Below are 25,911 nucleotides of genomic sequence, written 5' to 3'. Positions count from 1 at the left end.
GGGGTCGAACATGAGGAGACGCCATGAAGGGCAAGATCGGGATCGTCGTGGGACTCGCCGCCGGCTACGTGCTGGGCTCCCGTGCGGGGCGTGAACGCTACGAGCAGATCAAGTCCGGCTATCTCAAGCTCTGGAACACTCCGCCCGTGCAGAAGCAGGTCGCCAAAGCCAAAGAGCTCGGCGCATCCGCCGCTCTCGCCCTGCCGAGCGCCCTCTGGGACGGTGCCGTCAAAGTCTCCCGCGCGGCACGCCGCAATGGCTCGCCGGGCCAGAAGCTCGACTCGGCCATCAAGGCCGGACGCGCCTCCGCCGACGACGTGGCGCGCGGCGCTGAGAAGACGGCAGCCGAAGTGAAGAAGGCTGCGGACAAGGCAGTCGCCGAGGCGAAGACCGAAGCCAAGAAGGTAGCGAGCGACTGACATGACTGTGTCCCGGGGATTTCGCGATCGTTCTGACGACAGCTTGCTGACGCTCGTCGGCGAGGTGCCCGAACTCGTGCGCAACCTCGTCGTCGCCGAGGTCGATTCGGCCAAGAACTGGGCGAAGAAGGCGGGCAAGGATGCCGGCATGGGCGGCGTCTGGTTCATCGTCGCCCTCTTCTTCCTCTTCTGGTCGCTGCCCGCGCTTGCCGCCTTCGCCATCATCGGTCTCTCGTCGTGGATGCCGGCGTGGGTCGCGAGCCTCATCATCGTCGTCATCGCGCTGGTCGGTGCGCTGGTATTCGCCTGGCTCGGTCTGCTGCGCTTCAAGCACCTGAGTCGTTCCACCAATCCCGTCGACGCTGTGAAGGTCGACGCGCGCATCGTGAAGGACGTGGCCGATGAGTTCTGACCAGCCCATTCCCCGCACCGCCGTCGCCCTCGGCATCACCGATCCGGTGGAGAGCGCCCGTGCGGAGCTGAAGGCTGCGCTGGCAGCGATCGAAGAGAAGGCGAACGTGCCGAAGCGGGTGGCCAAGGCCACCGACCGCGGCGTCACGGATGCCCGTCGGTTCGCACAGCGCAACCCGTCTCAGGCCACCGCCGTCGTGCTCGGAGCTGCCGCACTCGTCGGCCTCACCGTGTGGGGAATCGTTCGGGCGTACACCCGCTGACAGGCGTCCGCGGCAGAGCGGGTGCACTCTGAGGCGGGTGCGAAAAGCCCTGTCAACCCCGTGTCCGAACGCCGTGCGCCCCGGGGTATGCTCTCTCACAGGCAGCGGCAATGGTGCGCAAGCTGCTGGCGACGTCCCGAGCCGCAGCATTCCTGCACCGTCTCGTCGTTGCCCGGCGCGCGACTCCGCGCGTTCCGACTGAGCACCACGAAAGTCGAGCATGATGTCTGACCCGCACGCCGCGAAGCCCCTCAAGGGGTGGCGTGTGCTCGTGCCGCGCGGAGGACCCTGGGGCGACTCGGTGGCGGCAACGTTGCGCGCGCAAGGAGCGGTGCCGGTGATCGCGCCGCTGATCAACTTCGCCCCGTCGACCGACCAGGCCACCCTCGAGACGGCTCTCGCCGATCTCGCGGCCGGCGCGTTCGACTGGGTGACGCTCACGAGCGCGACGACGGTCGACGTCCTGTACGCCTACCGGGCGGTGATTCCGGCCACGACGCGGGTCGCTGCCGTGGGCGAGACGACCGCTGCCGCACTGACGGCCGTCGGATACCGCGTCGACCTCGTTCCCGACGAAGACAACTCCGCCGCCGGAATGGCCACGCAGCTCATCGGGCTGGAACCGGAGCCCCGGCGCATCTTGACTCTGCGAAGCGAGATCGCGAAGCCCGTGCTCACCCGCCGCCTCAGCGAGGCCGGTCACGACGTGCGCAGCGTGGTCGCGTATCGCACGGTAGGAGTGCCCGTCACCGAGCGCATCGCCCACGACGTGGCGAACGGGCGGATCAACGCCATCCTCATCACGAGCGGTTCCGTGGCCGAGCAGGTGCGTCTGCAGTTCCCCGAGATCCCCGATGCCACCGTCATTGCGGCGATCGGGCCGCGCACGGCCAAGGACGCCCGAAAGGTCGGCCTCGGTGTCAGCGCCGTAGCACGCGAGCAGACTGTCGACGGGCTGATCACGGCGGTATCGAACTTCCCCCTGCCTCACGCGACCGACGAGTTCCACCTCTGACCGACCGGCGACCTCCAGCGGTCCGTGCCGGCGGGCTCAGTCGGTCAGCGCGCCGAGGAACCGCGCCTGTTCCTCCCACTGGAACGCCTGGCCGCCCTCGTGCTCGTTGAAGTCGTAGACCCGGATCTGCTTGTCGCCCCGGTCGATGTGGTTGTACGCCGCGTAAACGGTCGACGGCGGGCACACCGGGTCGAGTAGCCCCACGGAGAAGAGCGCGGGCGCGCTCACGCGGCGCGCGAAGTTGACGCCGTCGAAGTACGACAGCGTCTCGAGCACACGACGTGTCGCGCCGCGGTGCACCGACAGGTAGCGCACGACCTCGTGGTACGGCTCTCGGTCGGTCAAGCCGATGGCGCGCTCGAAATGGCAGAGGAACGGCACGTCCGGCATGACGGCGACGAGTCCTTCGCTCAGTCCCGCCGCAGCGAGGGTGATGCCGCCGCCCTGACTGCCGCCCGTCACGGCGATGCGCGCCGGATCGACGACGGGCAGTGTCCGCGCCGCATCGATCAGTCGCACGGCATCGGTGAACACGCGGCGGTAGAAGTAGTCCGCCGGCGCCTCGATGCCGCGCGTCATGAACCCGTTGGTGGAGGGTCCCGTGCCGTGCGGATCGGGCGTCGCTCCGGGGGCGCCCCAGGTCGATCCCTGACCGCGCGTGTCCATGAACAGATGCGCATATCCCGCAGAGGCCCAGCCGAGCCGCTCGGTGGCAAGTCCTCGGCCGCCGCCGTACCCGTTGAACTCGATCACGGTCGCGAGCGGGGGTGCACCGGCATCGCGTCGGGGAGTGTGCAGCCACGCTTTCACCGGCTCACCGCCGAAGCCCGAGAAGGTGACGTCGAAGACGTCGACGGTCGTGAGCACGGTGGGCACGGGCTCGATCGTCACCTCAGAGCCCGCACGGCGTGCCTCGGCGAGGGTCTGCGACCAGAAGTCGTCGAAGTCGTCGGGCTCCTGCACATCGGGCCGGTACTCCCGAAGGGCGGCGGGATCGAGGTCGAATCTTGGCATCGCTGGCTCCGTGCTCGCGGGTCACCAGCGCATCGTGCACAGCTGGCTCTCCACACTATCGCTCGCACCCGGCGCGCTCCTGCGACGGCTGAGACCGGATCGTTGCCGTGCTGTGAGCATCCGCACATCGTGGCGCTGGCAGACTGATGGCATGGTGACCCTGCTGCTCGATTCGACGCAGCTCGAGGTCGTGTTGTCGGGCGTGGAGCGCGCTCTGTCACGGCGATCCGAGAGCGTGCGCGTGGACCGGTCGCACATCCTCAGAGTGCAGCTGACCGATGATGCCTGGACGTGGCTGCGGGGTGTGCCGAGCCCCGGAACGCTCGTGCGCGGAACCATCGCGATGGGCACGTGGCGCTCTGCCAGTGGGTGCGACTTCGTCGTCGTGCGACGCCGTCACCCGGCCGCGGTGATCGACCTCGCCCCGGATGCCGAGTTCGAACGCCTGGTGCTCACCACCCGTCATGGGATCGCGCTCGTGCAGGCGCTGCGCCTGGACGGCGACGACGCACCGACAGAGGTCAGCGAGATCGCCGCCGGAGGAACCGCGGGTTCCCCCGCGGCGCCGTGACCGCGCTCACGCCACGTCGCGGCGCCAGCTGGTGAGGTAGCCGAGCCCGAGCAGCACCACCGCGTAGGCGAGCAGCACGAGCCCGCCGCCCCACCACGACATTTCCGTCGTCGAGGCGCCGCCGAGGCTCGTGTAGATGCTCGCGCCGACGAGGGCGTCCGAGCCCGCTCCGGGCAGGTAGTTCGTCACCGCGGATACGCCATCGACGAACGTGCCGACCGTGCGAGCGATTGGCTCGACGAACTGCGTGAACGCGAGCACGCCGACCACCGCCGCCACCTGGTTGCGCACGAGCGTGCCGATGCCGACGCCGATGAGGGTCCACAGCACGAAAGCCACGATCATCCGGGCGATCATCGCCCAGGTGTGGGTGGTGCCCAGTTGCGTGTCCACCCCGACGAGGGTCAGGACCACGGCGCCGACACCGACGGTGGCGACCAGCGCGATCGCGGCGTAGAGCAGCCCCATCAGGATGCCGGCGACGACTTTGCCCCCGAGCGCGATGCCGCGCCGGGGCGTGGCCAGGAACGTGGGGGTGAGCGTCTTGTGGCGGAACTCGTTCGTCACCAGGAGCGTCCCGATCAGCAGGGGAAAAACGTAGCCGACGGCGGTCGCCAGACTGTACACGAGCGGCGGCACAGCCTGTGCCGGCACCGCCGGTCCGCTGGCGCCGCGGGCGTCGAGCGCTCCGCTGGCCAGCGCGCCGAACGTACCGGCCAACCCGCCGGCGGTGACGCCGACGTAGCCCAGCAGGACGACGCCCAGAATCCACCACATCGCCGTGGTGAACTGCTTGGTCAGTTCGGAGCGCGAAGCATTCACGAGGCTCATCGCGGGTCTCCTTCGTCTGTCGCCGTGTCGAGCGGATCGCTCGCCTCGATGGGGTCGTCCTCCACCGCGTGCACGTATTCCGCGTCGTCGACCGCGGGCGACTCCCACGCCGGAGCCTCGGCCTCGGGTAGGGGCGTCTCGGTCTCGGCGGGCGTGAGCTCGACGGGGGATGGCGCGGCCACGACCTCGTGCGGAGCATGCACGCGCGTGCCGTTGACGAGATCGAGGAACACCTCTTCGAGGGCGGGCCCGCGACGCTGCAGCGCCGACAGGGCGACCCCGGCCGCCGCGGCGACGGCGCCGAGCTGGGCGGGCTCCGCCCCACGCACGGTGAAGCCCGTGCGCAGCTGCGCATAGGAGATGCCCGCGGCATCCAGCGCGCGAGCGAGTGCGGGGCGATCGGGCGCATCGATCACGGTGGCGATGTCGTCAGGGTCGGTGAGCCCGGAGATGTCGCCCTCGTACACCAACCGGCCGCGCGAGATGATCAGCAGGGCACTCACCGTCTGCTGCACTTCGGCGAGCATGTGCGACGACACGAGCACCGTCCGGCCCTCCTGCGCGAGCTGCCCGAGAAACCCGCGCAGCCACTTGATGCCCTCGGGGTCGAGCCCGTTCGCGGGCTCGTCGAGAACCAGCACGCCGGGGTCGCCGAGCAGGGTGTAGGCCAGCCCCAGACGCTGACGCATCCCGAGCGAGAAGCCGCCCACCTTACGGCCGGCTGCGTCGGCAAGACCGACAAGGCCCAGCACCTCGTCGACGCGCGACGCGGGAAGCCCCGCTGCTTGCGTGTAGACCGTCAGGTGTCCCGCCGCCGTGCGGCCGGGGTGGAAGCTCGACGCTTCGAGCGCGGCGCCGACGGTCTGCAGCGGGTGGCGCAGTTCGGCATAGCGCTTGCCGCCGATCGTCGCGCTCCCTGATGTCGGCCGGATGAGGCCCAGCAGCATCCGCAGCGACGTCGTCTTTCCCGCACCGTTCGGGCCGAGAAAGCCGGTGACACGGCCGGGCTCGATGCGGGCCGAGAGGGAGTCGACGGCGCGGATCGCTCCGAACGTCTTCGTCAGATCGCGGAACTCGAGGAGGTGTCCTTCGGGCATCGTCGTCCTCTCATCGTCGCGGGTCTTCGCCGCTCCTGCCTCCATCCTGCCCGATCGGGCAGGATGTGTTGTCAGGACACGGCCCCCGACCGCATCCGCACGGGAGAGCGGACCGCGCGAGTAACGTTGCGAGGGTGAGCGACGCCGCCGATCCCACCGTGCTGGTCCGTACCGAGCGCGGCGTGGGGCATCTGACCCTCAACCGTCCGCGCGCGATCAATGCGCTCGAGATCGGCATGATCCACGCGTTGTCTGCCGCCCTCGACGGGTGGGAGCGCGACCCCGACATCGAGGTCGTGCTGCTGGACGGGGCGGGCGACCGCGGCCTGTGCGCCGGCGGAGACGTCCGCGGTCTGCGCGAGTGGGTCGTCGCCGGCCGGGTCGACGAGACCGCCACCTTCTTCCAGGCCGAGTACGCGCTGAATGCGCGAATCGCCGAATATCCCAAGCCGATCGTGGTCATCGCCGACGGCGTCACGATGGGCGGTGGCATCGGGCTGGCCGGTCACGCCGCCGTCCGCGTCGTCACGGAGCGCTCACGGCTGGCGATGCCCGAAACCCGCATCGGGTTCACCCCCGACGTGGGCGGCTCGTGGTTGCTCGGGCGCGCTCCGGGCCGCCTCGGCGAGTACCTCGCGCTGACGGGCGACACGATGGATGCCGCCGACGCCCTCTATGCCGGCTTCGCCGACGCCCTCGTACCGAGCGAGCGGATCGGCGATCTCCGGGCCGCGCTCGCCGATCGTGCCGACCCCGCCACACCCGCGGAGATCGTGCTCCTCTTCGACGAGACGCCTGACCGCTCGCGGCTCGAGACCGCCCGCGAGTGGATCGATGACGCGTTCGCCGCCGATACGGTCGCACAGATCATCGCGCGCCTCCGGGTGCGCCCGGAATCCGACGCGGCCGCAGCCGCCGACACTCTCGAGTCGCTCGCACCGACGGCGCTGACTGTCACGTTGGCCGCCGTGCGCTCGGCCCGACGGCTTCCGGGACTTCGCACGACCCTCGAGCAGGAGTACCGCCTGGTGCTGTGGTTCGCGCAGACGCAGCCCGATCTGCCCGAGGGCATCCGGGCACAGCTGGTCGACAAAGACCGCGACCCGCACTGGCATCCCGCCGCTCTCGCAGACGTGCCCGAGGGCATCGCCGACGAGGCTCTCGCGTGGCGCCCGCCTGCACCGCTGTGGGCGGCTCCATGAGCCGCAGTCGTGCAGAACGTCGCTGGTCGCTCGGCGTCGCGGTCGATCAGTTCTTCTTCGTCTTCGCCGGGGTGGCGGCGATCTGGCTCGCCTACCTCGGCTTCACGCAGAGCCTGTCGATCGGGTGGTGGGGCATCGTCGGCTTCATCCTCTTCTGGGCGCTGCTGGCCTACCTCGTGCTGCCTCGACTGCACCGCATCCTCACCACCGTGTACGTGCCGGACTACTTCATCGGCCGCGCCCGCACGAGCGATGGGCTGCTCGGCGACCCCGTCAACCTCGCCTTCCTCGGCGAGGGCGAGCAGATCGAGCGCGCGATGACCGCCGCCGGATGGACCAAGGCCGACCCCGTGACCCTCGCGTCGTCGTGGCGCATCGTCACATCGACGATCGGGCGGCGCAGCTATCACGAGGCTCCGGTCAGCCCGTTGTTCCTCTTCGGCAGGCAGCAGGATTTCGCCTACCAGCAGGAGGTCGACGGCAACCCCGCCCAGCGCCACCACGTGCGGTTCTGGAAATGCCCAGACGGCTGGCTGCTGCCCGGCGGACGCGGCGTCGACTGGGTCGCGGCCGGCACCTTCGACACCTCCGTCGGGCTCTCGCTGTTCACTCTGCAGGTGACGCACCGCATCGATGCCGACACCGACGTCGAGCGCGACCATATCGTCGCGACCCTCCGCGATGGAGTGCCGGCCGTGTCTGTCGACGTCATCGCCGATTTCTCCACGGGCTACCACGCCCGCAACGGCGGCGGCGACAGCATCCGCACCGACGGCGACCTGCCCGTCGTCGACGTGCGGGCGGTGACGGCATGACCCGTCACGAGAGTCGCGCGATCCCCGAAAAGCGTCCGTCGTATGAGCCGGTCACCCGGCTGCTGCAACCGCTCGCGCACGACCCGAACATGCGCCGCCCCGCCACGACCGTGGCGGGTGCGGGCCTGGTGCTGCTCAGCGCGCTTGCGGGCATCGTGTCGATGATCGATCTGGCGGCGCACTGGCAGTCGGTCGCCGCCGACATCGTGCTCGACGTCGACGCCGTCGAGCTCACCAGCGACATCGTCAATGCCACGCTGGCGGTCGTGCTGGGGGTGTTGGGCATCGCCGTCGTGATCGAGCTGATCTGCGCGATTCTGCTCTATCGCGGCAGCAACGCAGCCCGCGTGGTCGTCATGATGGTCTCCGTCCTGTCGATCTCGACGACGTTCGCCGGGTGGTGGGCGCGCGACCAGGAGATCACGCTGCTCACGACGCTGCCCGCTTTGGCCCTGAACATCCTGGTGCTGCTCGCCCTCTCCAGCCGCAGCGCCGCGGCCTACGCGCGCCGCAATGAGAAGCGCTGAGGCGGCCCCGTGTTCGACAGTCCTCTCTCCTCCTCTGCCTACGAGGTGCTCGGCGTGGCGCCGGATGCCGCCGACGAAGAGCTGCGCAAGGCGTACCGGCTGCGCCTGCGCCAGACGCACCCCGATACCGGGGGAGAAGCCGTCGAGTTCGTGCAGGTGCAGCGCGCCTGGGAACTCATCGGCACAGCCGACGCCCGGGCGGCCTATGACCGCGGGCATGGCTTCGGCCAGCACGACCGTGCCGACTACGGGCCGGGTGGCGGTGGCGAGAGCTGGCGGCCCCCGTCGCGTCCGGCCGACACCCGCCCCCGCGCACGTTCGTTCGGCCAGCCCGGCGGATGGCGCAGAGAGCGCTACCTCGACCTCATCCGTGAGTGGGTGGGGCGCGGCACCGCGGTCGACGATCCCTACGACCCGGCGCTCGTGCGCGCGGCCCCGCACGAGCTCAAACGCATGCTCGCCGACGCCCTGGCCGAGGAGGCTACGGCGCGCGTCGTCGGGGAGCTGGGCATGGGTTACACCGTCTGGCATGACGTCGCCGTCGACCCGCGCGATCCGACCCGCAAGCTCGACCACATCGTGCTCGGGCCGAGCGGGCTCTACGCGATGCTCAGCGAGGACTTCGGTGGCCCGGTGCGGCTGCGCCGCGGCGAGGTGATCGGCGACGGTGTCGAGGGCGCTCCCATCGCCGATCTGGTCGCGGCGGCGCGGGCGGTATCGCGCGCCGGGCGGGTGCGCTTCAGCGGGGCAATCGTGGTGCTGCCCGACGACGACGTGGTGACCGCGATCGAGGAGATCGGCAAGGTCCGCGGTCTGCCGGTGGCCGTCGTCGCGCGCTCAGCGCTGTCGACGGTGCTGCGGCGTGGCCTCACCGGCGCCCGCGACATCGGCGGCAACGAGCTGTTCGACGTGCGCACCCGGCTGCAGCAGAGCGTCCGCTTCGTCTGACGCGGCATTCGTGCCAGCCAGCGAGCGGTCAGTCGGCGAGTCCCCACAGTTGCAACGGGTGGGTGAGGCGCCACCAGGCGTCGGGGTCGGGGACGTCGGCGGTCAGGTGCACCCCGACCGTCGCCGCATTGAGCGGTCCCTTCACGTCCAGCCGCCCGACGGCCGCGCCCGCGGCGCGGGCGTCGCCGAGGTCGAGGGAGGCCGTCACCGCACCGGACGTGCCATTCCAGAGGATGACGCTCGCATCGGCATCCGTCACGATGTTGGCCGTGGCGCCCCACGCGGTCGACACGACGCCCGCCAGGGTGCCGGCCGGCAGCACGTGGGGGGTCGATACCTCCGCGGCGACGGCGGCCAGCAGCCGCGCCGTCTCCTGGTCGCGGGCCTCGCCGGTGGGCTGGCCGAGGGCCGTTGCAGAGATGCGCACCGTGGTGTCGCCCACGGTGATGTCCTTCGCGGCGAGCAGGTTGTAGAAACGTTCGAGGCTTCCGGTCTTCAGGCCCACCACGCTCGGGTCGGCGAGCAGATCGTTGGTGTTCGTGACCTCTCCGGCGCCGGGGAGGTCCACCGTGCGCGTGTGGACGATCTCGGCGACGACGGGGGTGGCCAGTGCCGTTTCGGCGAGAGTGATGAGAGAGGCGGGATCGGCGGCATTGGCCGGATCGATGCCAGTGGGCTCGGCAAGGGTGATGCCCGGCAGACCGTGTTGGTCGAGCCACGTGCGCGCCGCCTGGGCGAACACGTCGTTCGTGGGCCAGATCGTCGTCGCCAGACGATCGGTGTAGTTGCCGGCCGAGCCGATGAGGATCCCCTGCAGCATCTGGTACTCGGTGAGTGAACCGCCGACGGGGACGTCGAGGGCCGACTCGTCGTTCTCGAGGTAGTCGCGGTACGTCGCCCGGTCGCGCGAGGTGAAGGCGAACTCCGGACCCTGCTGGCCGACGGCCAGCGGCATCTGGTCGAGGATCATGAGCACGGTGACGAGTTTGGAGATGCTCGCCATCGACACCGGGGTGTTCGACGACGCCGCGATGGCGCCGATCCCCGTGATGCCCACCGCACCGGCGCCCTCGGCCGGCCAGGCCACGGCCGACGCCGTCGCCACCGGGCCGTCGGGGGGAACCTCGCGCACCGTCGGAGCGACAGCCCACAGCGGCCACAGCAGGGTCGCGGCGGCGTAGGCGCCGGCGACGCCGATGGTCGTCAGGATCGGCGCGACGACGCCCGCGCGCAGCGGCGATCGTCGCGGACGCCGGGCGAGCAGGTCCGGGGTGCGTGTCGCGTCCTCCGGAGGCTCGGGCGTCGCGGCGATGGCCGTCTCATCGATCCACGCCAACGCCTGCCGTCCCTCGCGGTTGCGCACGACGACGGTGGACGCGGTATCGGTATCGCGGTCTGCGCTCAGTCCCTGCTCCCGCAACGCGCGCCGCGAGGGCGGGGGCGCGTCGTGCAGGGTCACCCGCTCAAACTACCGGGTGATCGGTATACTCGAGCCCACAACCACGGGAGTCCGGTGAGCCGGGCTGAGAGGAAGCGATCCACGCTTCGACCGTCGAACCTGATCCGGATCATGCCGGCGCAGGGAGGAGAGAACAATGCAGGCTTCTGCGTCCCCGTCTACCGTCACCACGGCGGATGCCCCGGCATCCCGCAACACGGTCGGCTTCGGCCGCCTGCGCTGGCGTGTCGTCGACATCGTCGTCGCCAGCGTCATCGGCGTCGCGTCAGGCCTGATCTTCCTGCTGTGGAACATCGGCTACCTGGGACCCAAGGGGCTGCTCGATCCGCTGCTGCCCGGTCTGCAGGGTCTGCTCGACGGACCGTGGCTGTTCGCCGGCGTGCTGGGCGCCCTGATCATCCGCAAGCCGGGAGCCGCGCTCTACACCGAGACGCTCGCGGCCGTCGTCTCGGCGCTCGTCGGCAACCAGTGGGGCGGATTCCTCACCCTCGAAGCAGGCCTCGTCCAGGGCCTCGGGGCTGAGCTCATCTTCCTGATCTTCTTCTACCGCGCCTGGAAGCTGCCTGTCGCCATGCTCGCCGGCGCGGGTGCCGCTATCGCCGGTGGCATCAACAACCTCGTGCTTTGGTATGTAGGCGCGGATGCCGGGTTCACGGTGATCTACATGATCAGCACCACGATCTCCGGCGCGGTGATCGCCGGTGCGCTGTCGTGGTTCCTCGCGCGAGGCCTCGCCGCCACGGGGGCGCTCGACCGGTTCGCCTCCGGACGCGAACGCCGCGACCTCGTCTGACGCCGTGACGATCGACGACGCCGGCCGCGTCGCGCCGGCGGCCGTCGACGCGCGCGGGTGGGGGTGGAGACACGCGTCGCGCCGCGCCTGGGCGGTGCAGGACGTCTCGCTGCGCATCGAGCCGGGTGAACGGGTGCTCTTGCTCGGCGCATCGGGTGCGGGCAAATCGACCCTGCTGCAGGGCCTCGCCGGCGTGCTCGGCGGCGACGAGGAGGGCGAGTCGCGCGGCGAGCTGCTCATCGACGGGGAGCCCACGGCGGCATCTCGCGGTCGGTCCGGGCTGGTGCTGCAAGATCCCGACGCGCAGGTGATTCTGGCGCGCGTGGGCGACGACGTCGCGTTCGGCTGCGAGAACCTCGGCGTACCCCGTGCGGAGATCTGGCCGCGCGTGCGCGCCGCCCTCGACGCGGTGCGCCTGGATGTGCCGCTCGATCGCCCGACGAAAGCCCTCTCCGGCGGGCAGAAGCAGCGTCTCGCGCTGGCCGGCGCGCTGGCGATGAGGCCCGGACTGTTGCTGCTGGACGAGCCCACGGCGAACCTCGATCCCGCCGGCGTCGCCGACGTGCGCGACGCGGTGGGCCGGGTGCTGGACGCCACCGGCTCGACGCTCGTGGTGGTAGAACACCGGGTCGAGGTGTGGCTGCCGATCGTCGAGCGTGTCATCGTGCTCGGCGCCGAGGGCCTCGTCGCCGATGGCCCGCCGGAGGAGGTGCTCGGCGCCCGCGGCGCCGAACTGGCCGCGGCCGGCGTCTGGGTTCCCGGTCTTCCACCCACCACGCCCGCACCGCCCGCGGCGCCGCCGGGCGAGCCGCTGCTGCGCGCGGACGATCTGTCCGTCGCGCGCGTGCGGGGTACGGTCGTCGCCGCGGGCCTCGATCTCGAGGTGCGCGCGGGGGAGGCCCTGGCGATCACCGGGCCTAACGGCGTCGGCAAGTCGACCCTGGGGCTCACGATCGCGGGCTTGCTGCCCCCCGCATCCGGCCGTGTCGTCGCCGCCCCCGCACTGGCCGGCGGCGCGGGCGACACGCCGATCTCGTGGCGCTCGCGCGAACTGCTCACCCGTATCGGCACCGTCTTCCAAGACCCCGAGCACCAGCTGTTGGCGCGCACCGTACGGGAGGAACTGGAGGTCGGCCCGCGCGCGCTGGGGCTGCCGGAGCAGGCCATGGCATCGCGCGTCGACGACCTGCTCGAGCGTCTGCGCCTGAGTGCGCTCGCCCGGGCGAACCCGTACACGCTCTCCGGTGGCGAGAAGCGTCGGTTGACGGTGGCCGCCACTCTCGCGACGGCACCGCGCGTCATCGTTCTCGACGAACCCACGTTCGGTCAAGACGCTCGCACCTGGGCCGAGCTGGTCGCGCTGCTCGCGGGCCTCCGCGACGACGGTAGCGCCATCGTCACCATCACCCACGACGAAGCGATCGTCGATGCGCTGCACGCCCGACGGTTCGCTCTGATCCCGGATGCCGTCGTATGAGCCTTCTCGACACCCGCGCGCGCACCGGTGCCGTCGCCCGGATCAACCCGGTCGCCAAGCTCGCCGCCAGTGCGGTGATCGCGCTGCCGTTGATCCTCACGCTCGACTGGGTCTCGGCCGCCGTCGCCCTCGCGTTGGAGAGCGTGCTGTTCGTGTTCGCCGGTTTGAGCTGGCGTGAGTTCTGGATGCGCACGTGGCCGGTGTGGCTCGCCGCGCCGCTGACGGCGGTGACCATCGCGCTCTACGGTGCGGCGTCGGGACAGATGTACGTGGACTGGCTGCTGGTGCGCGTCAGTGAGGGGTCGCTCACCCTTGCTCTCGCGACGTTCTTCCGCGTGCTGGCGGTCGCCCTGCCCTCCGTGGTGCTGTTCGTGACGGTCGATCCCACCGATCTCGCCGATGGGCTCGCTCAGTTGTTGCGGCTACCGGCCCGCTTCGTTCTCGGGGCACTCGCGGGCCTGCGCATGGTCGGACTCTTCCTCGACGACTGGCGCGCGCTGGAGCTGGCGCGGCGCGCGCGCGGCGTCGCCGACCGCGGTCGCATCCGTCGTTTCGTGGGTATGGCGTTCGCCCTGCTCGTGCTCTCGATCCGCCGCGGTTCGAAGCTCGCGACCGCGATGGAGGCGCGGGGCTTCGGAGCTCCTGGGGTGCGAACCTGGGCGCGGCCGTCGCGCTTCGGCCGTCGCGAGTGGCTTCTTGTGATGGCGGGAGCGGCCATTTCAGCGATCGCGGTGACGGCATCGGTCACCGCCGGCACGTGGAACTTCATCCTCGGCCCGCGGTGAACGGCACCTCCACGATGCGGCGGGCGAGCGCTTCCTCGACGACCAGTTCCGTGATGAGCCCGGCCGCCAGTGCGCCGCGCAGCGCATCGATTTTCGACAGGCTCGACACGGCGCAGAGCCGCCGGGGAATGCGACGGATGACGTCGAAGCCCGGACCGCTGGAGCGGTCGTTCAGCTCGATGCCCGACGTCGAGCCGTCGAGGCGATAGAACACGGTCGCGCAGTCGCCGACGACGCCGTCGCGCAGCAGCACCCGCAGGTCTTCGCCGGTGAGGTAGCCGCCGGCGTAGACGTGGGAGGGCACGTCCGCCTGCGGCGAGCCGAGACCGAAGACGAACACCTGCACCCGGGCCTGCGCCTCGACCACACGCCGGATCGAGCGCTCGCGCCACAGCAACTGCTTGGTGTGCGGATCGTCGAACAGGGCGGGAACCGGAAACTGCTGCACATCGGTGCCGAACGCCTGGCCGAAGCGTTCGAGGATGGCCCCCGAGTAGGAGATGCCCGAAGTGGATTCATTCGCTGCGCCGTTCATCTGCACGATCTGCGATTCGCGCAGCCGTTTGGTCGGCAGGTGTCGCGCGATCGCCGACACCGTCGCCCCCCACGCGATGCCGATACTCGCCTGAGGGTCGAGCGTCGTGGAAAGGACATGGGCGGCGGTGCGCGCGGTGCGCTCCAGCCGCTCGGCGTCGGTGGAACGGGGAGGGGTGCTGACGACGTGCACCGAGATTCCGTAGCGCTCTGCGAGGCGGCGGGCGACGACGCTGTTGGCTTCCTGGGGCGAGTGCACCGTGATTTCCACGAGCCCGATCTCGCGCGCGTAGGAGAGCAGGCGTGAGACCGATGAGCGCGACAGCTTCATCTCGGTGGCGATCTGGTCCATCGTCTGGTCCTGCACGTAGTACAGCTGCGCCGCATGCAGGGCGTCGCGGGCCCGTGCCTCAGAATCGGGCTCGATGCTCACGGGTTCTCCTCCTCGTGCACATTCGTGCAGGCCGCAGTTCCATGTGCACGTATGTTCACATGCGTTGCGCGTTCGTTCACCGACGACTCAGTGTAGATCTGTTCCACCGTGAAAAACGCGGCGAGACACTGCGAAGCCGCGGAAGGAAGAGCGATGACCGAGTCGAAGACGACGAACCGTCCGAACATCCAAGCGCTGAAGGACCGCCCCCACGCCGAGGTCCTCATCATCGGGGGTGGCATCAACGGCATTGCGACGTTCCGCGACCTCGCCCTGCAGGGCGTCGATGTGGCGCTCGTCGAGCGTGACGACTACGTCAGCGGAGCCTCTTCGGCGTCCAGCCACATGATCCACGGTGGCGTGCGCTATCTCGAAAACGGGGAGTTCCGCCTGGTCAAGGAGTCGGTCACCGAGCGCAACCGCCTCGTCCGCAATGCGCCGCACTTCGTCCGTCCGCTGCCCACGACCATCCCGATCCACCGCACCATCTCCGGCATCCTCACCGCGCCGTTCCGACTGCTCGTCACGCACGGGCGCGGCAAGCCCCGCGAGCGCGGCGCGCTGCTGATCAAACTCGGCCTCGTGATGTACGACACCTTCTCGCGCGACGGCGGAGCCGTGCCGCGTCACCGCTTCCACGGTCGCCGTCGCTCGCGCGAGCTGTTCCCCGACCTCGACGACCGCTTCCGCTACACGGCCACGTACTACGACGCCTCGATGCACGACCCCGAGCGTCTCGCCCTCGACGTGCTGCGCGACGGCGTCCGCGAAGAGTCCGCTCGCGCGGCGAACTACGCGCCCGTCGTGGGCGCCGACGGCGCCGCCGTGATCATCCGCGACGCCGTCACGGGCGACGAGTTCCCCTTCACCGCCGACGTCATCGTCAACACCAGCGGCCCGTGGACCGACATCACCAACGATGCCCTCGGTGCTGAGACCCACTACATGGGCGGCACCAAGGGCTCGCACATCGTGCTCGAAAACCCGGCGCTGCTGGAAGCCACGCGCGGCAACGAGATCTTCTTCGAAGCCGCCGACGGTCGCATCGTGCTGATCTACCCGCTCAAGGGTCGCGTCATGGTCGGAACCACCGACATCGACGCCGACCCGGCCACGCCGACCGTCTGCACGGACGACGAGATCTCGTACTTCTTCGACCTCATTGCACAGGTGTTCCCGCGTATCACCGTCGACCGCTCGCAGATCGTCTACACCTTCTCCGGCATCCGGCCGCTGCCCCGTCACGATGACCTCGCTCCGGGCTTCGTGTCGCGCGACTACCGCATCGAGAAGGCGCGCCTGGGCGGTGCGTCCGGGGTTCCCGTGATGAGCCTCGTCGGCGGCAAATGGACGACCTTCCGTGCTCTCGCCGAGCACCTGTCGACCGATGTGCTGACCGCTCTCGGTCGCGCTCGTCGCGTCTCGACACTCGACCTGCCGATCGGCGGCGGGGCCGGCTACCCGCGCACCGACGCCGACCGCGCCCGCTGGCTCGACGCCCACCGGGGTGCGCACTCGACCGCCTTCGCTGATCGGATGCTGGAGCGCTACGGCACCTACGCGTCCGAGATCCTCGGCACACTGCCCGTGATGCAGCAGCCCCTCGAGCACGCACCCGGCTACTCGGTCGAGGAGATCGCGTTTCTCGCCGGCCGCGAAGAAGCGGTGTCGCTCGTCGACCTGCTGCTGCGCCGCACGCACATCGCCTTCGTCGGCGGCGTGACCGGTGAAACCCTCACGGAGGTTGCGGAAGCCGCTGCCCCCGTGCTCGGCTGGGACCGCGACACCGTGCGGGCCCAGGTCGACGATGCCGCGCGTGTGCTGCACGACCGGCACCGGATCGACGTGGAGACGTCGCACCTCGCCCCCGCGGTCTCGTAAGGAGGATCACCCCAGACCCGGCGTGGCCTGACGCCGGCATCCTGTTCAGGCCATCCCTCCCGCACGGCGACGTCGCCGTCCGGAACCTCTGCAGAAAGGTCAAGGCTGACATGCACGACATCAATCTCGGGCTCTACTTCGTGTCAGAGCTCGTCGGGACGGCGATGCTGCTCCTGCTCGGCGGTGGCGTCGTCGCCAACGTCATCCTCGCCAAATCCAAGGGGTTCGGCGGCGGAACGCTGATGATCAACTGGGGCTGGGGTCTCGCGGTGTTCGCGGGCGTGCTGGTCTCGTCGTACTCCGGAGCGCAGCTGAACCCGGCGGTGTCGCTCGGTCTGCTGATCGCCGGCAAGATCGCCATCGGCCAGTTCTTCGTGGCCATCGGTGCCCAGCTTGTCGGTGCGTTCATCGGCGCCGTGCTCTGCTGGCTCGCCTACAAGCAGCACTTCGACGAGGAACCCGACGCGGCGACCAAGCTCGGTGTCTTCTCCACTGGCCCCGCGATCCGCTCGTACGGCTGGAACCTCGTGACCGAGATCGTCGGCACCTTCGTGCTCGTCTTCGTGATCTTCGCCTTCGCCGACTACGGTGACGTGCAGATCGGCGTTCCCGGTGCTCTCGGCCCGCTCACCGCCGTTCCTGTCGCCCTCCTCGTGGTCGGCATCGGCGCCTCGCTCGGTGGGCCTACGGGCTACGCCATCAACCCGGCCCGTGACCTCGGCCCGCGCATCGCCCACGCCATCCTGCCCATCAAGGGCAAGGGGTCCAGTGACTGGTCGTACGCCTGGGTTCCGGTGGTCGGCCCGCTGGTCGGTGGCGCTCTCGCTGCTCTCGCCGCTCCCGTCCTGCTCCACCTCGCGCACGTTTGATCCCCGACCACATCCAGACAAGCCTTCAGACAAGGACGTCAGCTCATGAGTGACTACATCATCGCCCTCGACCAGGGAACGACCTCCAGCCGGGCCATCATCTTCGACAAGAAGGGCTCGATCATCTCCGTCGGCCAGAAGGAGCACGAGCAGATCATGCCGCGCGCCGGCTGGGTCGAGCACGACCCGATCGAGATCCGCGACAACATGCGCGAGGTCATCGGTATCGCGCTCGGCCGCGCGAACCTGACGCGCCACGACATCGCCGCGATCGGCATCACGAACCAGCGCGAGACCGCGGTGGTGTGGGACAAGAACACCGGCATCCCGGTATACAACGCGATCGTCTGGCAGGACACCCGCACGCAGCCCATCGTCGACCGCCTCGCCGGCGACGTGGGTGTCGAGCGGTACAAGGACATCGTGGGCCTGCCGCTGGCGACCTACTTCTCGGGCACGAAGATCGTCTGGATCTTGGAGAACGTCGACGGGGCGCGCGAGAAGGCTGAAGCGGGCGACCTCATCTTCGGCACGACCGACAGCTGGGTGCTGTGGAACCTCACCGGTGGCCCCGACGGTGGTGTGCACGCCACCGACGTGACCAACGCGTCGCGGACGCTCTTCATGGACCTGAAGACTCTCGAGTGGCGCGACGACATCCTCGCCGACTTCGGCGTGCCGCGCTCGATGATGCCCGAGATCCGCTCGTCGAGCGAGGTCTACGGCGAAGCACGCGACACGTCGCTCCTGCGCGAGACGCCCGTCGCGGGCATCCTGGGCGACCAGCAGGCCGCGACCTTCGGTCAGGCCGCGTTCGACGCCGGTGAGAGCAAGAACACCTACGGCACCGGCAACTTCCTGATCTTCCAGACCGGAACCGAGATCGTGAAGAGCGAGAACGGTCTGCTCACCACCGTCGGCTACAAGCTGGGCGACGGACCGGCGCACTACGCGCTCGAGGGATCGATCGCCGTCACCGGGTCGCTCATCCAGTGGCTGCGCGACCAGCTCGGCATCATCTCCTCGGCTCCCGAGGTCGAAGAGCTGGCCGCCAAGGTCGACGACAACGGCGGTGTCTACTTCGTCCCCGCGTTCTCGGGTCTGTTCGCACCGTACTGGCGTCCGGACGCCCGCGGCGCGATCGTCGGGCTCACGCGCTACGCGAACCGCAACCACATCGCCCGCGCGGCGCTGGAGGCGACCGCCTTCCAGACCCGCGAGGTGCTGGATGCCGTCAACGCCGACTCGGGCGTCGACCTCACCGAGCTCAAGGTCGACGGCGGCATGATCGCCAACGACACGCTCATGCAGTTCCAGGCCGACATCCTTGGTGTCCCTGTGGTGCGTCCCGTGGTCGCCGAGACGACGGCCCTCGGCGCGGCCTACGCCGCTGGTCTCGCGGTCGGGTTCTGGAACGACCTCGACGAACTGCGTGCCAACTGGCAGGAGGACAAGCGCTGGACGCCGAACGACGACGTCGCCGAGCGTGAGCGTCAGATGCGCCTGTGGAAGAAGGCCGTCACCAAGTCGATGGACTGGGTCGACACCGACGTGAACTGATCCGCCTCCCCGAATCGGGGTCGCGTGCGGTCGCCTCTTCGAGGCGCGATGACCGCAGGCGACCCCGATTTCGCGTGCCGGGGCGATGCAGCAGGCATCGTCGGGATGCTCGCGGCATCCATCCTGCCTCTCGCGCACCGCAACGCGGTCATGGTGAGATGGGCTGTGCCCGTCCCTTCCTCCCGCCGTGTCGGCGTGCTCACCGCTCTCGACGACGAGCACGGCCCCGCGATCGCCCTGGGGGACGTCGCGGCCCGCCATGTGCGGCTGCGGCCGGACGGTCTGCAGCCCGCGCTCGGCGGAGCGCCGTCGGGGTTCGTCCCCTGGGCGGAGGTGAGGGCGATCACCGCCGAGGTGCCGACCACGTGGTGGCCGCATCCCGCCCTGGGCGACACGGTGGCACCGATACTGGAGGGGATCTTCGGCGTGTCCGGTGACATCGCCGAGACGCCCACCTTTCCCGTCCGGGTGACCACGACCGACGGTGCACGACTCGACTGGGTCGCGACGCCGCACTACCTGTCGGGGTATCGGCGGCGCGATGGCGCGATGGCATCACGGTTCGTGGAGCACCTCGCCGCCCGGTCGGACGCGCGCGTGCTGCTCGCTCGTCCCGACGATCTGCTGGCTCGGCTGGGTGAGATCCTCCGCCAGCGATGAGACTTAGTACCGCGTATGCTGATACGCGGTAGCACCCGTCGGGCAGTCGGCGGAGAGAGATCCGGACTTCGAAGGAGAATCCATGGACATCGCCGGCGCATCCGCGCTCGTCACCGGCGGGGCCAGCGGCCTCGGTCTCGCCACCGCCCGACGCCTCGCCGAGGCGGGCGCGCACGTCGTGATCGTCGACCTGCCCCGCTCCGCGGGTGTCGCGCGCGCGGCGGACATCGGCGGCACCTTCGCCCCCGCCGACGTCACCGATCCCGGTCAGGTGGCCGCCGCGGTGGAGACCGCTGTCGATCGAGGGCCGCTGCGCGTCGTGGTCAACTGCGCCGGCATCGCCCCGCCGGCCAAGGTTCTGGACCGCGATCTGGTGCCCACCGATCTCGCGGATTTCGAGCGCATCGTCCGGATCAACCTCGTCGGCACCTACAACGTCATCGCGCAGTCGGCCGCCGCGATGGCCCAGAGCGAACCCGCCGACGGCGCAGACCGCGGCGTCATCGTCAACACGGCCTCGGTCGCCGCCTTCGACGGCCAGATCGGTCAGCCGGCCTACTCCGCAAGCAAGGGCGGCGTGCATGCGATGACACTGCCGATCGCCCGCGAACTCGCGCGCCACGGCATCCGGGTCGTCACGATCGCCCCGGGGATCATGGAGACGCCCATGCTCGCGGGACTTCCCGAGGCGGCGCAGGAGAGCCTCGGTCAGCAGGTGCCCTACCCGCCCCGGCTGGGCCGGCCGGACGAATACGCGAGTCTCGTGGCCGAGATCGTCCGTAACGGCTACCTCAACGGCGAGACGATCCGTCTCGACGGCGCGATCCGGATGGCACCCAAGTGAGCGACTCGATCCTCCACACCCGCGACGGAGCCCTCGCGCGCCTGACTTTCAACCGACCCTCGTCGCTGAACGCGATGGGCTTCGAGATGGGCACGCGCTGGCGTGACCTCGCCCACGAGATCACCGCCGATTCGTCGGTGGGCGCCGTCATCCTGGATGCCGCAGGCCCCGCCTTCTGCGCGGGCGGCGACGTGGTCGAGATGGCCGCGTCGGGATCGAGCGGTGCCGACATCACGGCCATGGCCCACGTGATCCACGAGGGCATCCGCACGTTCGTCGAGTCCGACATCCCGGTGGTCGCGGCGGTGCAGGGCGCCGTCGCCGGCGGTGGACTGGGGCTCATGCTGACGGCGGACTACATCGTCTCGACGGAGCGATCGCGCTTCGTCAGCAAGTACGCGAACATCGGCCTCACCCCCGACCTCGGCGTCTCGACGCTGCTGCCGGCGGCGATCGGGCAGACGCGTGCCCTGCGGATGCTGCTCGACGACGTCACCATCGACGCCGCGACCGCGCTGGAGTGGGGCCTCATCTCCGAGATCGCCGATGACCCCGTCGCGCGGGCACAGGCGATCGCCCAGTTCTGGCTCGACGGCGCGACGGCCGCCTTCGGTCAGGCCAAGCGCCTGGTCCGCGCCGGTGCGCGGCGCGCGTTCGCCGACAACCTCGACGACGAGGCGCGCACGATCGGTGCGAGCTTCGACACCCCGGATGCGAAGGCACGCGTCGCGGCGTTCGCGGCGGCATCCGCCAAGACGAGCCACGACAGGGGCACCGCATGACACTCGCCGGAAAGACCATCCTGATGTCCGGCGGCAGCCGGGGCATCGGCCTCGCCATCGCGCTGCGGGCGGCCCGCGACGGGGCCAACATCGCCCTGCTCGCCAAGACCGACACCCCGCACCCCAAGCTCGAGGGCACCGTGCACAGCGCGGCGGCCGAGATCGAGGCGGCGGGTGGCCGAGCGCTGCCGATCGTCGGCGACGTGCGCAACGACGACGACATCACCGCCGCCGTGCTGAAGACGCAGGGCGAGTTCGGGGGCATCGACATCGTCGTCAACAACGCGTCGGTCATCGACCTCTCCGGCTCGCTGGAACTCGCCGAGAAGAAGTACGACCTCATGCAGGACGTCAACGTGCGCGGCACGTTCATGCTGAGCCGCGCGGCCGTTCCGATCTTGAAAGATGCCGAGAACCCGCACATCCTGTCGCTGTCTCCGCCCCTGAACATCACGCCGCGCTGGCTGGGCGCCCACACCGGGTACACGCTCGCGAAGTACGGCATGACGATGGCCACTCTCGGTCTGGCCGCCGAGTTCGCGAAGGACGGCATCGCGGCGAACACACTGTGGCCGGAGACGACCATCGCCACCGCCGCGGTGCAGTTCGCGCTCGGCGGCGACCGGATGATGAAGGTCAGTCGCACGCCCGAGGTCTACGCGGATGCGGCGTACGAGGTTCTCACGCGGCCGGCTCGGGAGCGCACCGGACAGACGCTGATCGTGGAGCAGGTGCTGCGCGAGGCCGGCGTCACCGATTTCTCGCGCTACGCCGCGACGCCGGGAACGCCCGACAGCGAGCTGTTCCCCGACATCTTCCTCTGAGCGCGAAGCGCGCTGTCAGATCAGGCCGAGACGCGTGAGCGCGGTGCTCACCCCGTCGTCGAGCACACCCGTGGTGACCATGTCGGCCTTCGCCTGCAGCTCCGGGTCGGCGCCGCCCATCGCGACGGCCGTGCCGACGACCTCGAACATCTCGACATCGTTCCAGCTGTCGCCGATGCCGACGGCATCCGCGGCATCCATCCCGAGGATCTCGAGCACCTCGATGATCGCGGCACCCTTGTTCACGCCGCGCTGGCAGATCTCGCCGTTCGAGCCGCCCGGCAGCGGGATCGAACCGGGGATCACGTGGAACTCGTCGCCGAGTTCGCCGGCGGCCCGGGTGAGAGTATCGCTCGCCGTGCTGAGGAAGGTCGCCTTCACGACGGTGTCGAGGTCGACCTCCTCGAGCGGACGGTAGTGGTTGAGCAGGGACATGTCCTGCGCCTCCGCTTCCTTTCCGTCGCGCTCGTCGACCGGCGGGTGCGCGCGGAGGAAGCGCTTCGCGTGAGCGAGCACTCCCGGGCTGACATAGACGCTGCCGTCGGTCTGGAGGAAGTAGTGGGCGCCGTTCTCCTCGAAGTAGGCGATCATCCGGTCGACCAGGGGGCGCGGCATGAGGTGCGCGACGATCTGCTCGGTTCCGCGCACGGCGAAGGCTCCGCCGTTGGTGATCGCGCCGTCGACCTCGATCGCCCGCACCTTCGGGTTGATGTCACCGGCCGAGCGCCCGGTGCACAGGTACACGAGGTGTCCGTTCGCGCGCGCAGCGGCGATGGCGAGCGGCGTCGAGGGCGACATCTGCGCCCCATGTTCGAGGATGGTCCCGTCGATGTCGATGAAGACGATGCGGCGGCGTGAAGGAGCAGGAGTCACGACGACCATTCTCCCCGGTCCCGCTGAACGTCCGGTGTCGACGGATGCCGCCGCTACCGGCGCCCGGTGACGATTCTCAGTGCTTCGGCCCGGTGACCAGCAGGATGCCGCCGAGGCCGATCATGAGTCCGCCGCCGGTCGCGGTGAGTGTTTCGATGCGCTTCGGCGAGCGGGCGAACCATGCCCGTGCTGCCGCGGCCGCCAGCACCCAGATCGAATCGGATACGAGCGCGATGACGGCGAACACGAGACCCAGTTCCATGATCTGCGGTCCCACCGCGCCGGCGTGCAGGTCGACGAACTGCGGCAGCACCGCGACGAAGAAGGCGATGGTCTTCGGGTTGGTGACGCCGACGACGAACCCCTGCCACAGCTGCTGGGCGTGCCCGCGGGGCAGTCGGCCGACTTCCGGCGCGCGCGATGCGTCTTTTCGATGACGGATCGCCTGGATGCCGAGATACACGAGATACAGCGACCCGGCGACCTTGAGGATGGTGAACAGCACCACCGATTGCGCGATGATCCCGCCCACGCCGATCGCGACGAGGCCGACGATCGGGATGAGCGCGAGGCCGACGCCGGCGACGCTCAGCAGACCACCCGTGCGGCCGAGGGCGAGGGTGCGGCCGACGGAGAAGAGCACCGCCGGCCCCGGAATCAGAATGAGCACGAGGGCGGCCAGCGTGAAGGCGAACAGGTTGTCGAGCGGCACCATGACGTCAGTGTAGGGCCGCGACAACGCCCGTGCTCGCGCCTGTTCGTCGGGTCAGATCAGGCCGTTGCGCAGGAACGCGGTGTGCAGGCCGTCGTCGTCGATCGCGGTGGTCACCTGATCGGCGAGGGCCTTCACACCGTCCACGGCGTTGCCCATCGCGATGGCGGTGCCGACGGCGGCGAACATCTCGATGTCGTTCCAGTTGTCGCCGATGCCGACCGCGTCGGATGCATCGAGGCCGAGCTCCGCGAGCAGGGAGACAATGGCTGAGCCCTTGTGCACGCCGCGGGGTGCGACCTCGCCCGACGCCGCGAACGCGACGGGGATGGTGCCGCCCACGACCTCGAAGTCCGCTGCCAGCTCAGTGAGGGCGCGCTGTGCGGCATCCGCGTCGTCCGTCACGAAGACGAGCTTCGCCATCCGGGCCGGATCGAACTCGGCCGGATCGTGGAAGTCCTTGCGGGGGAAGCCGGCGGCCCCGAACCGCTCGGCGAAGAGGTCGGCCAGCTCCGGGGAACCGAACAGGCGATCGTAGGACTGGAAATAGCCGTGCAGACCGTGGTCGGCGAGGTAGCCCTGCAGGCGCGCGACCTCGTCGGGTGTGAAGAGCGTCGCCGTGATGACGCGCTCGCCGATACTCGCGAACGCGCCCCCGTTGGTGACGGCGCCGTCGAAGCCGATGGCCTGCAGATCGCCATGGAGCTCGGCCGTCCCGCGGCCCGTGCTCAGGAACACCAGGTGTCCCCGAGCACGGGCCGCGCGGATCGCTTCCACCGCGGAGGGCGGGATGTGTCGGCCGTCCTGCAGGATCGTCCCGTCGACATCGAGGAAGATCGCGCGGGGACGGACGGCGTTCGCCGTCGCGGGGGAGATGCTCGTCATCGCGTCAGTGCGCCGCCGTTGGTGCGGATGACCTCGGCGTACCAGCCGAACGACTTCTTCTTGTAGCGCTCGAGGGTGCCCGAGCCGTCATCGTCTCGATCGACGTAGATGAAGCCGTACCGCTTGCTGAGCTGGGCGGTGGATGCCGAGACGAGGTCGATGCACCCCCACGACGTGTAGCCGAGCACGTCGACGCCGTCGGCGATCGCTTCGCCGACCTGCACGAGGTGGTCGTTCAGATACGCGATCCGGTAGTCGTCGATGACGGTCTTCTCGCCGTCGACCTCGACGAGCTGATCCTTCGCGCCCAGGCCGTTCTCGACGATGAACAGCGGCTTCTGCCAGCGGTCCCAGAACTGGTTCAGCACGAGGCGCAGTCCCACCGGGTCGATCTGCCAGCCCCATTCGCTCGCCTCGAGCGTCGGGTTCGGCACGCCGCCCATGATGTTGCCCTCGCCGGCGACCTTCTTGGCCGGGTCGGCAGTGGCCGCGACCGACATGTAGTAGCTGAACGATACGAAGTCGACCGTGTTCTGCAGGTCGGCGCGGTCGTCGTCGGTGATCTCCAGCTCGATGCCCTTCTCGCGCAGTGTCCGCAGGAAGTACCCGGGGTAGGCGCCGCGGGTGTGCACGTCGCCGTAGACCAGGTTCGAGTGATCGAACTCCATGACGGCCACCGCATCGGCCGGTGACGGCGTCAGCGGGTACACCGGCATCGACAGCACCATGCAACCGATCTGCGCATTCGGGGCGACCTCACGCGCGATGCGGGTGGCCCGCGCCGACGCGACGAGCTCGTGGTGCATCGCCTGGTACAGCGTCTGCTCGCTGAGTTCGTCCTTCGGGGTGTTGATCCCGCCGGACATGAACGGCGCGTGCAGCAGGGAGTTGATCTCGTTGAAGGTCAGCCAGTACTTCACGCGAGCGCCGAAACGCTCGAACAGGGTGCGCGCGTAGCGCTCGTAGAAGCCGATGAGGCGGCGATCGGTCCAGCCGTCGTAGGTCTCGGCGAGGTGCAGCGGCGTCTCGTAGTGCGAGATCGTGACCAGCGGTTCGATGCCGTGCTTCTCGAGCTCGTCGAGCAGTCGATCGTAGAAAGCCAAGCCGGCTTCGTTCGGCTCGGTCTCGTCACCGTTCGGGAAGATGCGGCTCCAGGCGATCGAGAACCGATAGGTCTTGAACCCCATCTCGGCGAACAGGGCGATGTCCTCGGCGTAGCGGTGGTAGTGGTCGATCCCCACGAGCTTGAGGTTGTCCGCCGTGGGCTCGACGGTGCGCGGGCCGACGATGCCGCGGGGCATCACGTCCTGCACCGACCATCCCTTGCCGTCGGCGTCGAAAGCGCCCTCGAGCTGGTTGGCTGCGGTCGCGCCGCCCCAGAGGAAGCCCTCGGGAAAGACGGGTGCGGCAGTTGTCATGGTGTACTC

Annotated in this window: 28 protein-coding genes and 1 riboswitch; of the genes, 19 read left to right on the top strand and 9 right to left on the bottom strand. The window is 69.6% G+C overall.

The genetic code is table 11. From position 1 onward, the window contains the following. Nucleotides 1–23 precede the first annotated feature (23 nt). The 4 genes from ITJ43_RS09130 to ITJ43_RS09115 all read left to right on the top strand — a co-directional run bounded on the left by ITJ43_RS09130 (nucleotide 24) and on the right by ITJ43_RS09115 (nucleotide 2,108). A complete protein-coding gene (locus ITJ43_RS09130) occupies nucleotides 24–419 on the top strand; it encodes a hypothetical protein (RefSeq protein WP_194583527.1) in 396 nt (131 codons plus the stop codon). A 1-nt stretch (nucleotide 420) separates the two neighbouring features. Beyond that, on the top strand, nucleotides 421–831 hold the full coding sequence (locus ITJ43_RS09125) for a phage holin family protein (RefSeq protein WP_194583526.1): 411 nt from the start codon (nucleotides 421–423) through the stop codon (nucleotides 829–831). Then, entirely contained in the window at nucleotides 821–1,093 is a 273-nt protein-coding gene (locus tag ITJ43_RS09120) for a hypothetical protein (protein WP_194583525.1), read from the top strand. Before ITJ43_RS09125 ends, ITJ43_RS09120 begins: the two co-directional genes overlap by 11 nt. A 220-nt stretch (nucleotides 1,094–1,313) precedes the next feature. Further along, entirely contained in the window at nucleotides 1,314–2,108 is a 795-nt protein-coding gene (locus tag ITJ43_RS09115) for a uroporphyrinogen-III synthase (RefSeq protein WP_194583524.1), read from the top strand. 36 nt (nucleotides 2,109–2,144) lie between these two features. Here the strand turns inward: ITJ43_RS09115 and ITJ43_RS09110 are convergent, their stop codons facing one another. Continuing rightward, nucleotides 2,145–3,122 (bottom strand): acetylxylan esterase, encoded by a 978-nt coding sequence (locus tag ITJ43_RS09110; RefSeq protein ID WP_194583523.1) that lies wholly within the window; start codon nucleotides 3,120–3,122, stop codon nucleotides 2,145–2,147. A gap of 151 nt (nucleotides 3,123–3,273) precedes the next feature. Here ITJ43_RS09110 and ITJ43_RS09105 point away from each other — a divergent pair, with 151 nt between their 5' ends. After that, nucleotides 3,274–3,693 carry a hypothetical protein gene (locus tag ITJ43_RS09105; protein ID WP_194583522.1) on the top strand — a complete coding sequence of 140 codons (420 nt, stop codon included), beginning with the start codon at nucleotides 3,274–3,276 and terminating at the stop codon, nucleotides 3,691–3,693. Nucleotides 3,694–3,699: 6 nt separating this feature from the next. On the opposite strand, the gene ITJ43_RS09100 is transcribed toward ITJ43_RS09105, so the two are convergent. Together ITJ43_RS09100 and ITJ43_RS09095 are read right to left on the bottom strand one after the other, a co-directional pair. Continuing rightward, entirely contained in the window at nucleotides 3,700–4,524 is an 825-nt protein-coding gene (locus ITJ43_RS09100) for an ABC transporter permease subunit (RefSeq protein ID WP_194583521.1), read from the bottom strand. Next, nucleotides 4,521–5,621, bottom strand: coding sequence for an ATP-binding cassette domain-containing protein (locus tag ITJ43_RS09095; RefSeq protein WP_194583520.1), 1,101 nt, complete (start codon nucleotides 5,619–5,621; stop codon nucleotides 4,521–4,523). The genes ITJ43_RS09100 and ITJ43_RS09095 overlap by 4 nt, the downstream gene beginning before the upstream one ends. A gap of 134 nt (nucleotides 5,622–5,755) precedes the next feature. On the opposite strand from ITJ43_RS09095, the gene ITJ43_RS09090 reads away from it, so the two are divergent. Genes ITJ43_RS09090 through ITJ43_RS09075 form a run of 4 tightly spaced genes read left to right on the top strand, consistent with a single transcriptional unit; the run spans nucleotide 5,756 to nucleotide 9,113 of the window. Next, entirely contained in the window at nucleotides 5,756–6,823 is a 1,068-nt protein-coding gene (locus ITJ43_RS09090; protein WP_194583519.1) for an enoyl-CoA hydratase/isomerase family protein, read from the top strand. Then, nucleotides 6,820–7,638: an LssY C-terminal domain-containing protein gene (locus ITJ43_RS09085; protein WP_194583518.1), complete on the top strand. Its 819-nt coding sequence runs from the start codon at nucleotides 6,820–6,822 to the stop codon at nucleotides 7,636–7,638. The genes ITJ43_RS09090 and ITJ43_RS09085 overlap by 4 nt, the downstream gene beginning before the upstream one ends. Then, complete coding sequence (locus tag ITJ43_RS09080; RefSeq protein ID WP_194583517.1) at nucleotides 7,635–8,165, top strand: hypothetical protein; 531 nt, start codon at nucleotides 7,635–7,637, stop codon at nucleotides 8,163–8,165. Before ITJ43_RS09085 ends, ITJ43_RS09080 begins: the two co-directional genes overlap by 4 nt. A gap of 9 nt (nucleotides 8,166–8,174) precedes the next feature. Further along, a complete protein-coding gene (locus tag ITJ43_RS09075) occupies nucleotides 8,175–9,113 on the top strand; it encodes a J domain-containing protein (RefSeq protein ID WP_194583516.1) in 939 nt (312 codons plus the stop codon). 28 nt (nucleotides 9,114–9,141) lie between these two features. On the opposite strand, the gene ITJ43_RS09070 is transcribed toward ITJ43_RS09075, so the two are convergent. Continuing rightward, nucleotides 9,142–10,572, bottom strand: a complete 1,431-nt coding sequence (locus ITJ43_RS09070; RefSeq protein WP_194583515.1) for a D-alanyl-D-alanine carboxypeptidase — start codon at nucleotides 10,570–10,572, stop codon at nucleotides 9,142–9,144. Nucleotides 10,573–10,605: 33 nt separating this feature from the next. Beyond that, nucleotides 10,606–10,714: riboswitch (TPP riboswitch) on the top strand. On the opposite strand from ITJ43_RS09070, the gene ITJ43_RS09065 reads away from it, so the two are divergent. From ITJ43_RS09065 to ITJ43_RS09055, 3 genes are all read left to right on the top strand, one after another. Further along, nucleotides 10,709–11,365 (top strand): ECF transporter S component, encoded by a 657-nt coding sequence (locus tag ITJ43_RS09065; protein WP_194583514.1) that lies wholly within the window; start codon nucleotides 10,709–10,711, stop codon nucleotides 11,363–11,365. (Overlaps the previous riboswitch by 6 nt.) Nucleotides 11,366–11,369: 4 nt before the next feature. Then, complete coding sequence (locus ITJ43_RS09060; protein ID WP_194583513.1) at nucleotides 11,370–12,842, top strand: ABC transporter ATP-binding protein; 1,473 nt, start codon at nucleotides 11,370–11,372, stop codon at nucleotides 12,840–12,842. Continuing rightward, nucleotides 12,839–13,627 (top strand): energy-coupling factor transporter transmembrane component T family protein, encoded by a 789-nt coding sequence (locus ITJ43_RS09055; RefSeq protein WP_194583512.1) that lies wholly within the window; start codon nucleotides 12,839–12,841, stop codon nucleotides 13,625–13,627. The genes ITJ43_RS09060 and ITJ43_RS09055 overlap by 4 nt, the downstream gene beginning before the upstream one ends. On the opposite strand, the gene ITJ43_RS09050 is transcribed toward ITJ43_RS09055, so the two are convergent. Continuing rightward, the gene (locus ITJ43_RS09050) at nucleotides 13,608–14,594 is read right to left on the bottom strand and encodes a sugar-binding transcriptional regulator (RefSeq protein WP_194583511.1); all 987 of its coding nucleotides are present in this window, start codon (nucleotides 14,592–14,594) and stop codon (nucleotides 13,608–13,610) included. The genes ITJ43_RS09055 and ITJ43_RS09050 overlap by 20 nt on opposite strands. Before the next feature lie 153 nt (nucleotides 14,595–14,747). On the opposite strand from ITJ43_RS09050, the gene ITJ43_RS09045 reads away from it, so the two are divergent. The 7 genes from ITJ43_RS09045 to ITJ43_RS09015 all read left to right on the top strand — a co-directional run bounded on the left by ITJ43_RS09045 (nucleotide 14,748) and on the right by ITJ43_RS09015 (nucleotide 22,014). Further along, a complete protein-coding gene (locus ITJ43_RS09045; RefSeq protein WP_194583510.1) occupies nucleotides 14,748–16,475 on the top strand; it encodes a glycerol-3-phosphate dehydrogenase/oxidase in 1,728 nt (575 codons plus the stop codon). A 110-nt stretch (nucleotides 16,476–16,585) separates the two neighbouring features. Beyond that, nucleotides 16,586–17,344 carry an MIP/aquaporin family protein gene (locus tag ITJ43_RS09040; RefSeq protein ID WP_194583509.1) on the top strand — a complete coding sequence of 253 codons (759 nt, stop codon included), beginning with the start codon at nucleotides 16,586–16,588 and terminating at the stop codon, nucleotides 17,342–17,344. A gap of 45 nt (nucleotides 17,345–17,389) precedes the next feature. Next, a complete protein-coding gene (gene glpK, locus ITJ43_RS09035) occupies nucleotides 17,390–18,904 on the top strand; it encodes a glycerol kinase GlpK (protein ID WP_194583508.1) in 1,515 nt (504 codons plus the stop codon). 48 nt (nucleotides 18,905–18,952) lie between these two features. Beyond that, nucleotides 18,953–19,564, top strand: a complete 612-nt coding sequence (locus ITJ43_RS09030) for a hypothetical protein (RefSeq protein ID WP_228495624.1) — start codon at nucleotides 18,953–18,955, stop codon at nucleotides 19,562–19,564. Nucleotides 19,565–19,646: 82 nt separating this feature from the next. Further along, nucleotides 19,647–20,408 carry an SDR family NAD(P)-dependent oxidoreductase gene (locus ITJ43_RS09025; protein ID WP_194583507.1) on the top strand — a complete coding sequence of 254 codons (762 nt, stop codon included), beginning with the start codon at nucleotides 19,647–19,649 and terminating at the stop codon, nucleotides 20,406–20,408. After that, nucleotides 20,405–21,190 (top strand): enoyl-CoA hydratase/isomerase family protein, encoded by a 786-nt coding sequence (locus tag ITJ43_RS09020; RefSeq protein WP_194583506.1) that lies wholly within the window; start codon nucleotides 20,405–20,407, stop codon nucleotides 21,188–21,190. The genes ITJ43_RS09025 and ITJ43_RS09020 overlap by 4 nt, the downstream gene beginning before the upstream one ends. Continuing rightward, nucleotides 21,187–22,014 carry an SDR family oxidoreductase gene (locus tag ITJ43_RS09015; protein WP_194583505.1) on the top strand — a complete coding sequence of 276 codons (828 nt, stop codon included), beginning with the start codon at nucleotides 21,187–21,189 and terminating at the stop codon, nucleotides 22,012–22,014. Before ITJ43_RS09020 ends, ITJ43_RS09015 begins: the two co-directional genes overlap by 4 nt. 15 nt (nucleotides 22,015–22,029) lie before the next feature. Here the strand turns inward: ITJ43_RS09015 and ITJ43_RS09010 are convergent, their stop codons facing one another. From ITJ43_RS09010 to ITJ43_RS08995, 4 genes are all read right to left on the bottom strand, one after another. Then, nucleotides 22,030–22,896 carry a Cof-type HAD-IIB family hydrolase gene (locus ITJ43_RS09010; protein WP_194583504.1) on the bottom strand — a complete coding sequence of 289 codons (867 nt, stop codon included), beginning with the start codon at nucleotides 22,894–22,896 and terminating at the stop codon, nucleotides 22,030–22,032. A 67-nt stretch (nucleotides 22,897–22,963) separates the two neighbouring features. Then, entirely contained in the window at nucleotides 22,964–23,602 is a 639-nt protein-coding gene (locus tag ITJ43_RS09005; protein WP_194583503.1) for a LysE family translocator, read from the bottom strand. Nucleotides 23,603–23,653: 51 nt separating this feature from the next. Beyond that, the gene (locus tag ITJ43_RS09000; protein WP_194583502.1) at nucleotides 23,654–24,484 is read right to left on the bottom strand and encodes an HAD family hydrolase; all 831 of its coding nucleotides are present in this window, start codon (nucleotides 24,482–24,484) and stop codon (nucleotides 23,654–23,656) included. Further along, the gene (locus tag ITJ43_RS08995; RefSeq protein WP_194583501.1) at nucleotides 24,481–25,902 is read right to left on the bottom strand and encodes a glycoside hydrolase family 1 protein; all 1,422 of its coding nucleotides are present in this window, start codon (nucleotides 25,900–25,902) and stop codon (nucleotides 24,481–24,483) included. The genes ITJ43_RS09000 and ITJ43_RS08995 overlap by 4 nt, the downstream gene beginning before the upstream one ends. Nucleotides 25,903–25,911: the final 9 nt, after the last annotated feature.

The sequence above is a fragment of the Microbacterium sp. VKM Ac-2870 genome (assembly GCF_015350795.1).
GTDB lineage: Bacteria > Actinomycetota > Actinomycetes > Actinomycetales > Microbacteriaceae > Microbacterium.
The sequence above is the reverse complement of the archived record's forward strand: the minus strand, read 5'-3'. Positions and strand labels throughout refer to the sequence as shown.

Excerpts from the sequence above, each read along its gene's own strand:
- ITJ43_RS09130 (WP_194583527.1), top strand. The coding sequence starts at position 24 with ATGAAGGGCAAGATCGGGATCGTCGTGGGACTCGCCGCCGGCTACGTG.
- ITJ43_RS09125 (WP_194583526.1), top strand. The coding sequence starts at position 421 with ATGACTGTGTCCCGGGGATTTCGCGATCGTTCTGACGACAGCTTGCTG.
- ITJ43_RS09120 (WP_194583525.1), top strand. The coding sequence starts at position 821 with ATGAGTTCTGACCAGCCCATTCCCCGCACCGCCGTCGCCCTCGGCATC.
- ITJ43_RS09115 (WP_194583524.1), top strand. The coding sequence starts at position 1,314 with ATGATGTCTGACCCGCACGCCGCGAAGCCCCTCAAGGGGTGGCGTGTG.
- ITJ43_RS09110 (WP_194583523.1), bottom strand. The coding sequence starts at position 3,122 with ATGCCAAGATTCGACCTCGATCCCGCCGCCCTTCGGGAGTACCGGCCC.
- ITJ43_RS09105 (WP_194583522.1), top strand. The coding sequence starts at position 3,274 with ATGGTGACCCTGCTGCTCGATTCGACGCAGCTCGAGGTCGTGTTGTCG.
- ITJ43_RS09100 (WP_194583521.1), bottom strand. The coding sequence starts at position 4,524 with ATGAGCCTCGTGAATGCTTCGCGCTCCGAACTGACCAAGCAGTTCACC.
- ITJ43_RS09095 (WP_194583520.1), bottom strand. The coding sequence starts at position 5,621 with ATGCCCGAAGGACACCTCCTCGAGTTCCGCGATCTGACGAAGACGTTC.
- ITJ43_RS09085 (WP_194583518.1), top strand. The coding sequence starts at position 6,820 with ATGAGCCGCAGTCGTGCAGAACGTCGCTGGTCGCTCGGCGTCGCGGTC.
- ITJ43_RS09080 (WP_194583517.1), top strand. The coding sequence starts at position 7,635 with ATGACCCGTCACGAGAGTCGCGCGATCCCCGAAAAGCGTCCGTCGTAT.
- ITJ43_RS09065 (WP_194583514.1), top strand. The coding sequence starts at position 10,709 with ATGCAGGCTTCTGCGTCCCCGTCTACCGTCACCACGGCGGATGCCCCG.
- ITJ43_RS09055 (WP_194583512.1), top strand. The coding sequence starts at position 12,839 with ATGAGCCTTCTCGACACCCGCGCGCGCACCGGTGCCGTCGCCCGGATC.
- ITJ43_RS09045 (WP_194583510.1), top strand. The coding sequence starts at position 14,748 with ATGACCGAGTCGAAGACGACGAACCGTCCGAACATCCAAGCGCTGAAG.
- ITJ43_RS09040 (WP_194583509.1), top strand. The coding sequence starts at position 16,586 with ATGCACGACATCAATCTCGGGCTCTACTTCGTGTCAGAGCTCGTCGGG.
- glpK (WP_194583508.1), top strand. The coding sequence starts at position 17,390 with ATGAGTGACTACATCATCGCCCTCGACCAGGGAACGACCTCCAGCCGG.
- ITJ43_RS09030 (WP_228495624.1), top strand. The coding sequence starts at position 18,953 with ATGACCGCAGGCGACCCCGATTTCGCGTGCCGGGGCGATGCAGCAGGC.
- ITJ43_RS09025 (WP_194583507.1), top strand. The coding sequence starts at position 19,647 with ATGGACATCGCCGGCGCATCCGCGCTCGTCACCGGCGGGGCCAGCGGC.
- ITJ43_RS09015 (WP_194583505.1), top strand. The coding sequence starts at position 21,187 with ATGACACTCGCCGGAAAGACCATCCTGATGTCCGGCGGCAGCCGGGGC.
- ITJ43_RS09010 (WP_194583504.1), bottom strand. The coding sequence starts at position 22,896 with ATGGTCGTCGTGACTCCTGCTCCTTCACGCCGCCGCATCGTCTTCATC.
- ITJ43_RS09005 (WP_194583503.1), bottom strand. The coding sequence starts at position 23,602 with ATGGTGCCGCTCGACAACCTGTTCGCCTTCACGCTGGCCGCCCTCGTG.
- ITJ43_RS09000 (WP_194583502.1), bottom strand. The coding sequence starts at position 24,484 with ATGACGAGCATCTCCCCCGCGACGGCGAACGCCGTCCGTCCCCGCGCG.
- ITJ43_RS08995 (WP_194583501.1), bottom strand. The coding sequence starts at position 25,902 with ATGACAACTGCCGCACCCGTCTTTCCCGAGGGCTTCCTCTGGGGCGGC.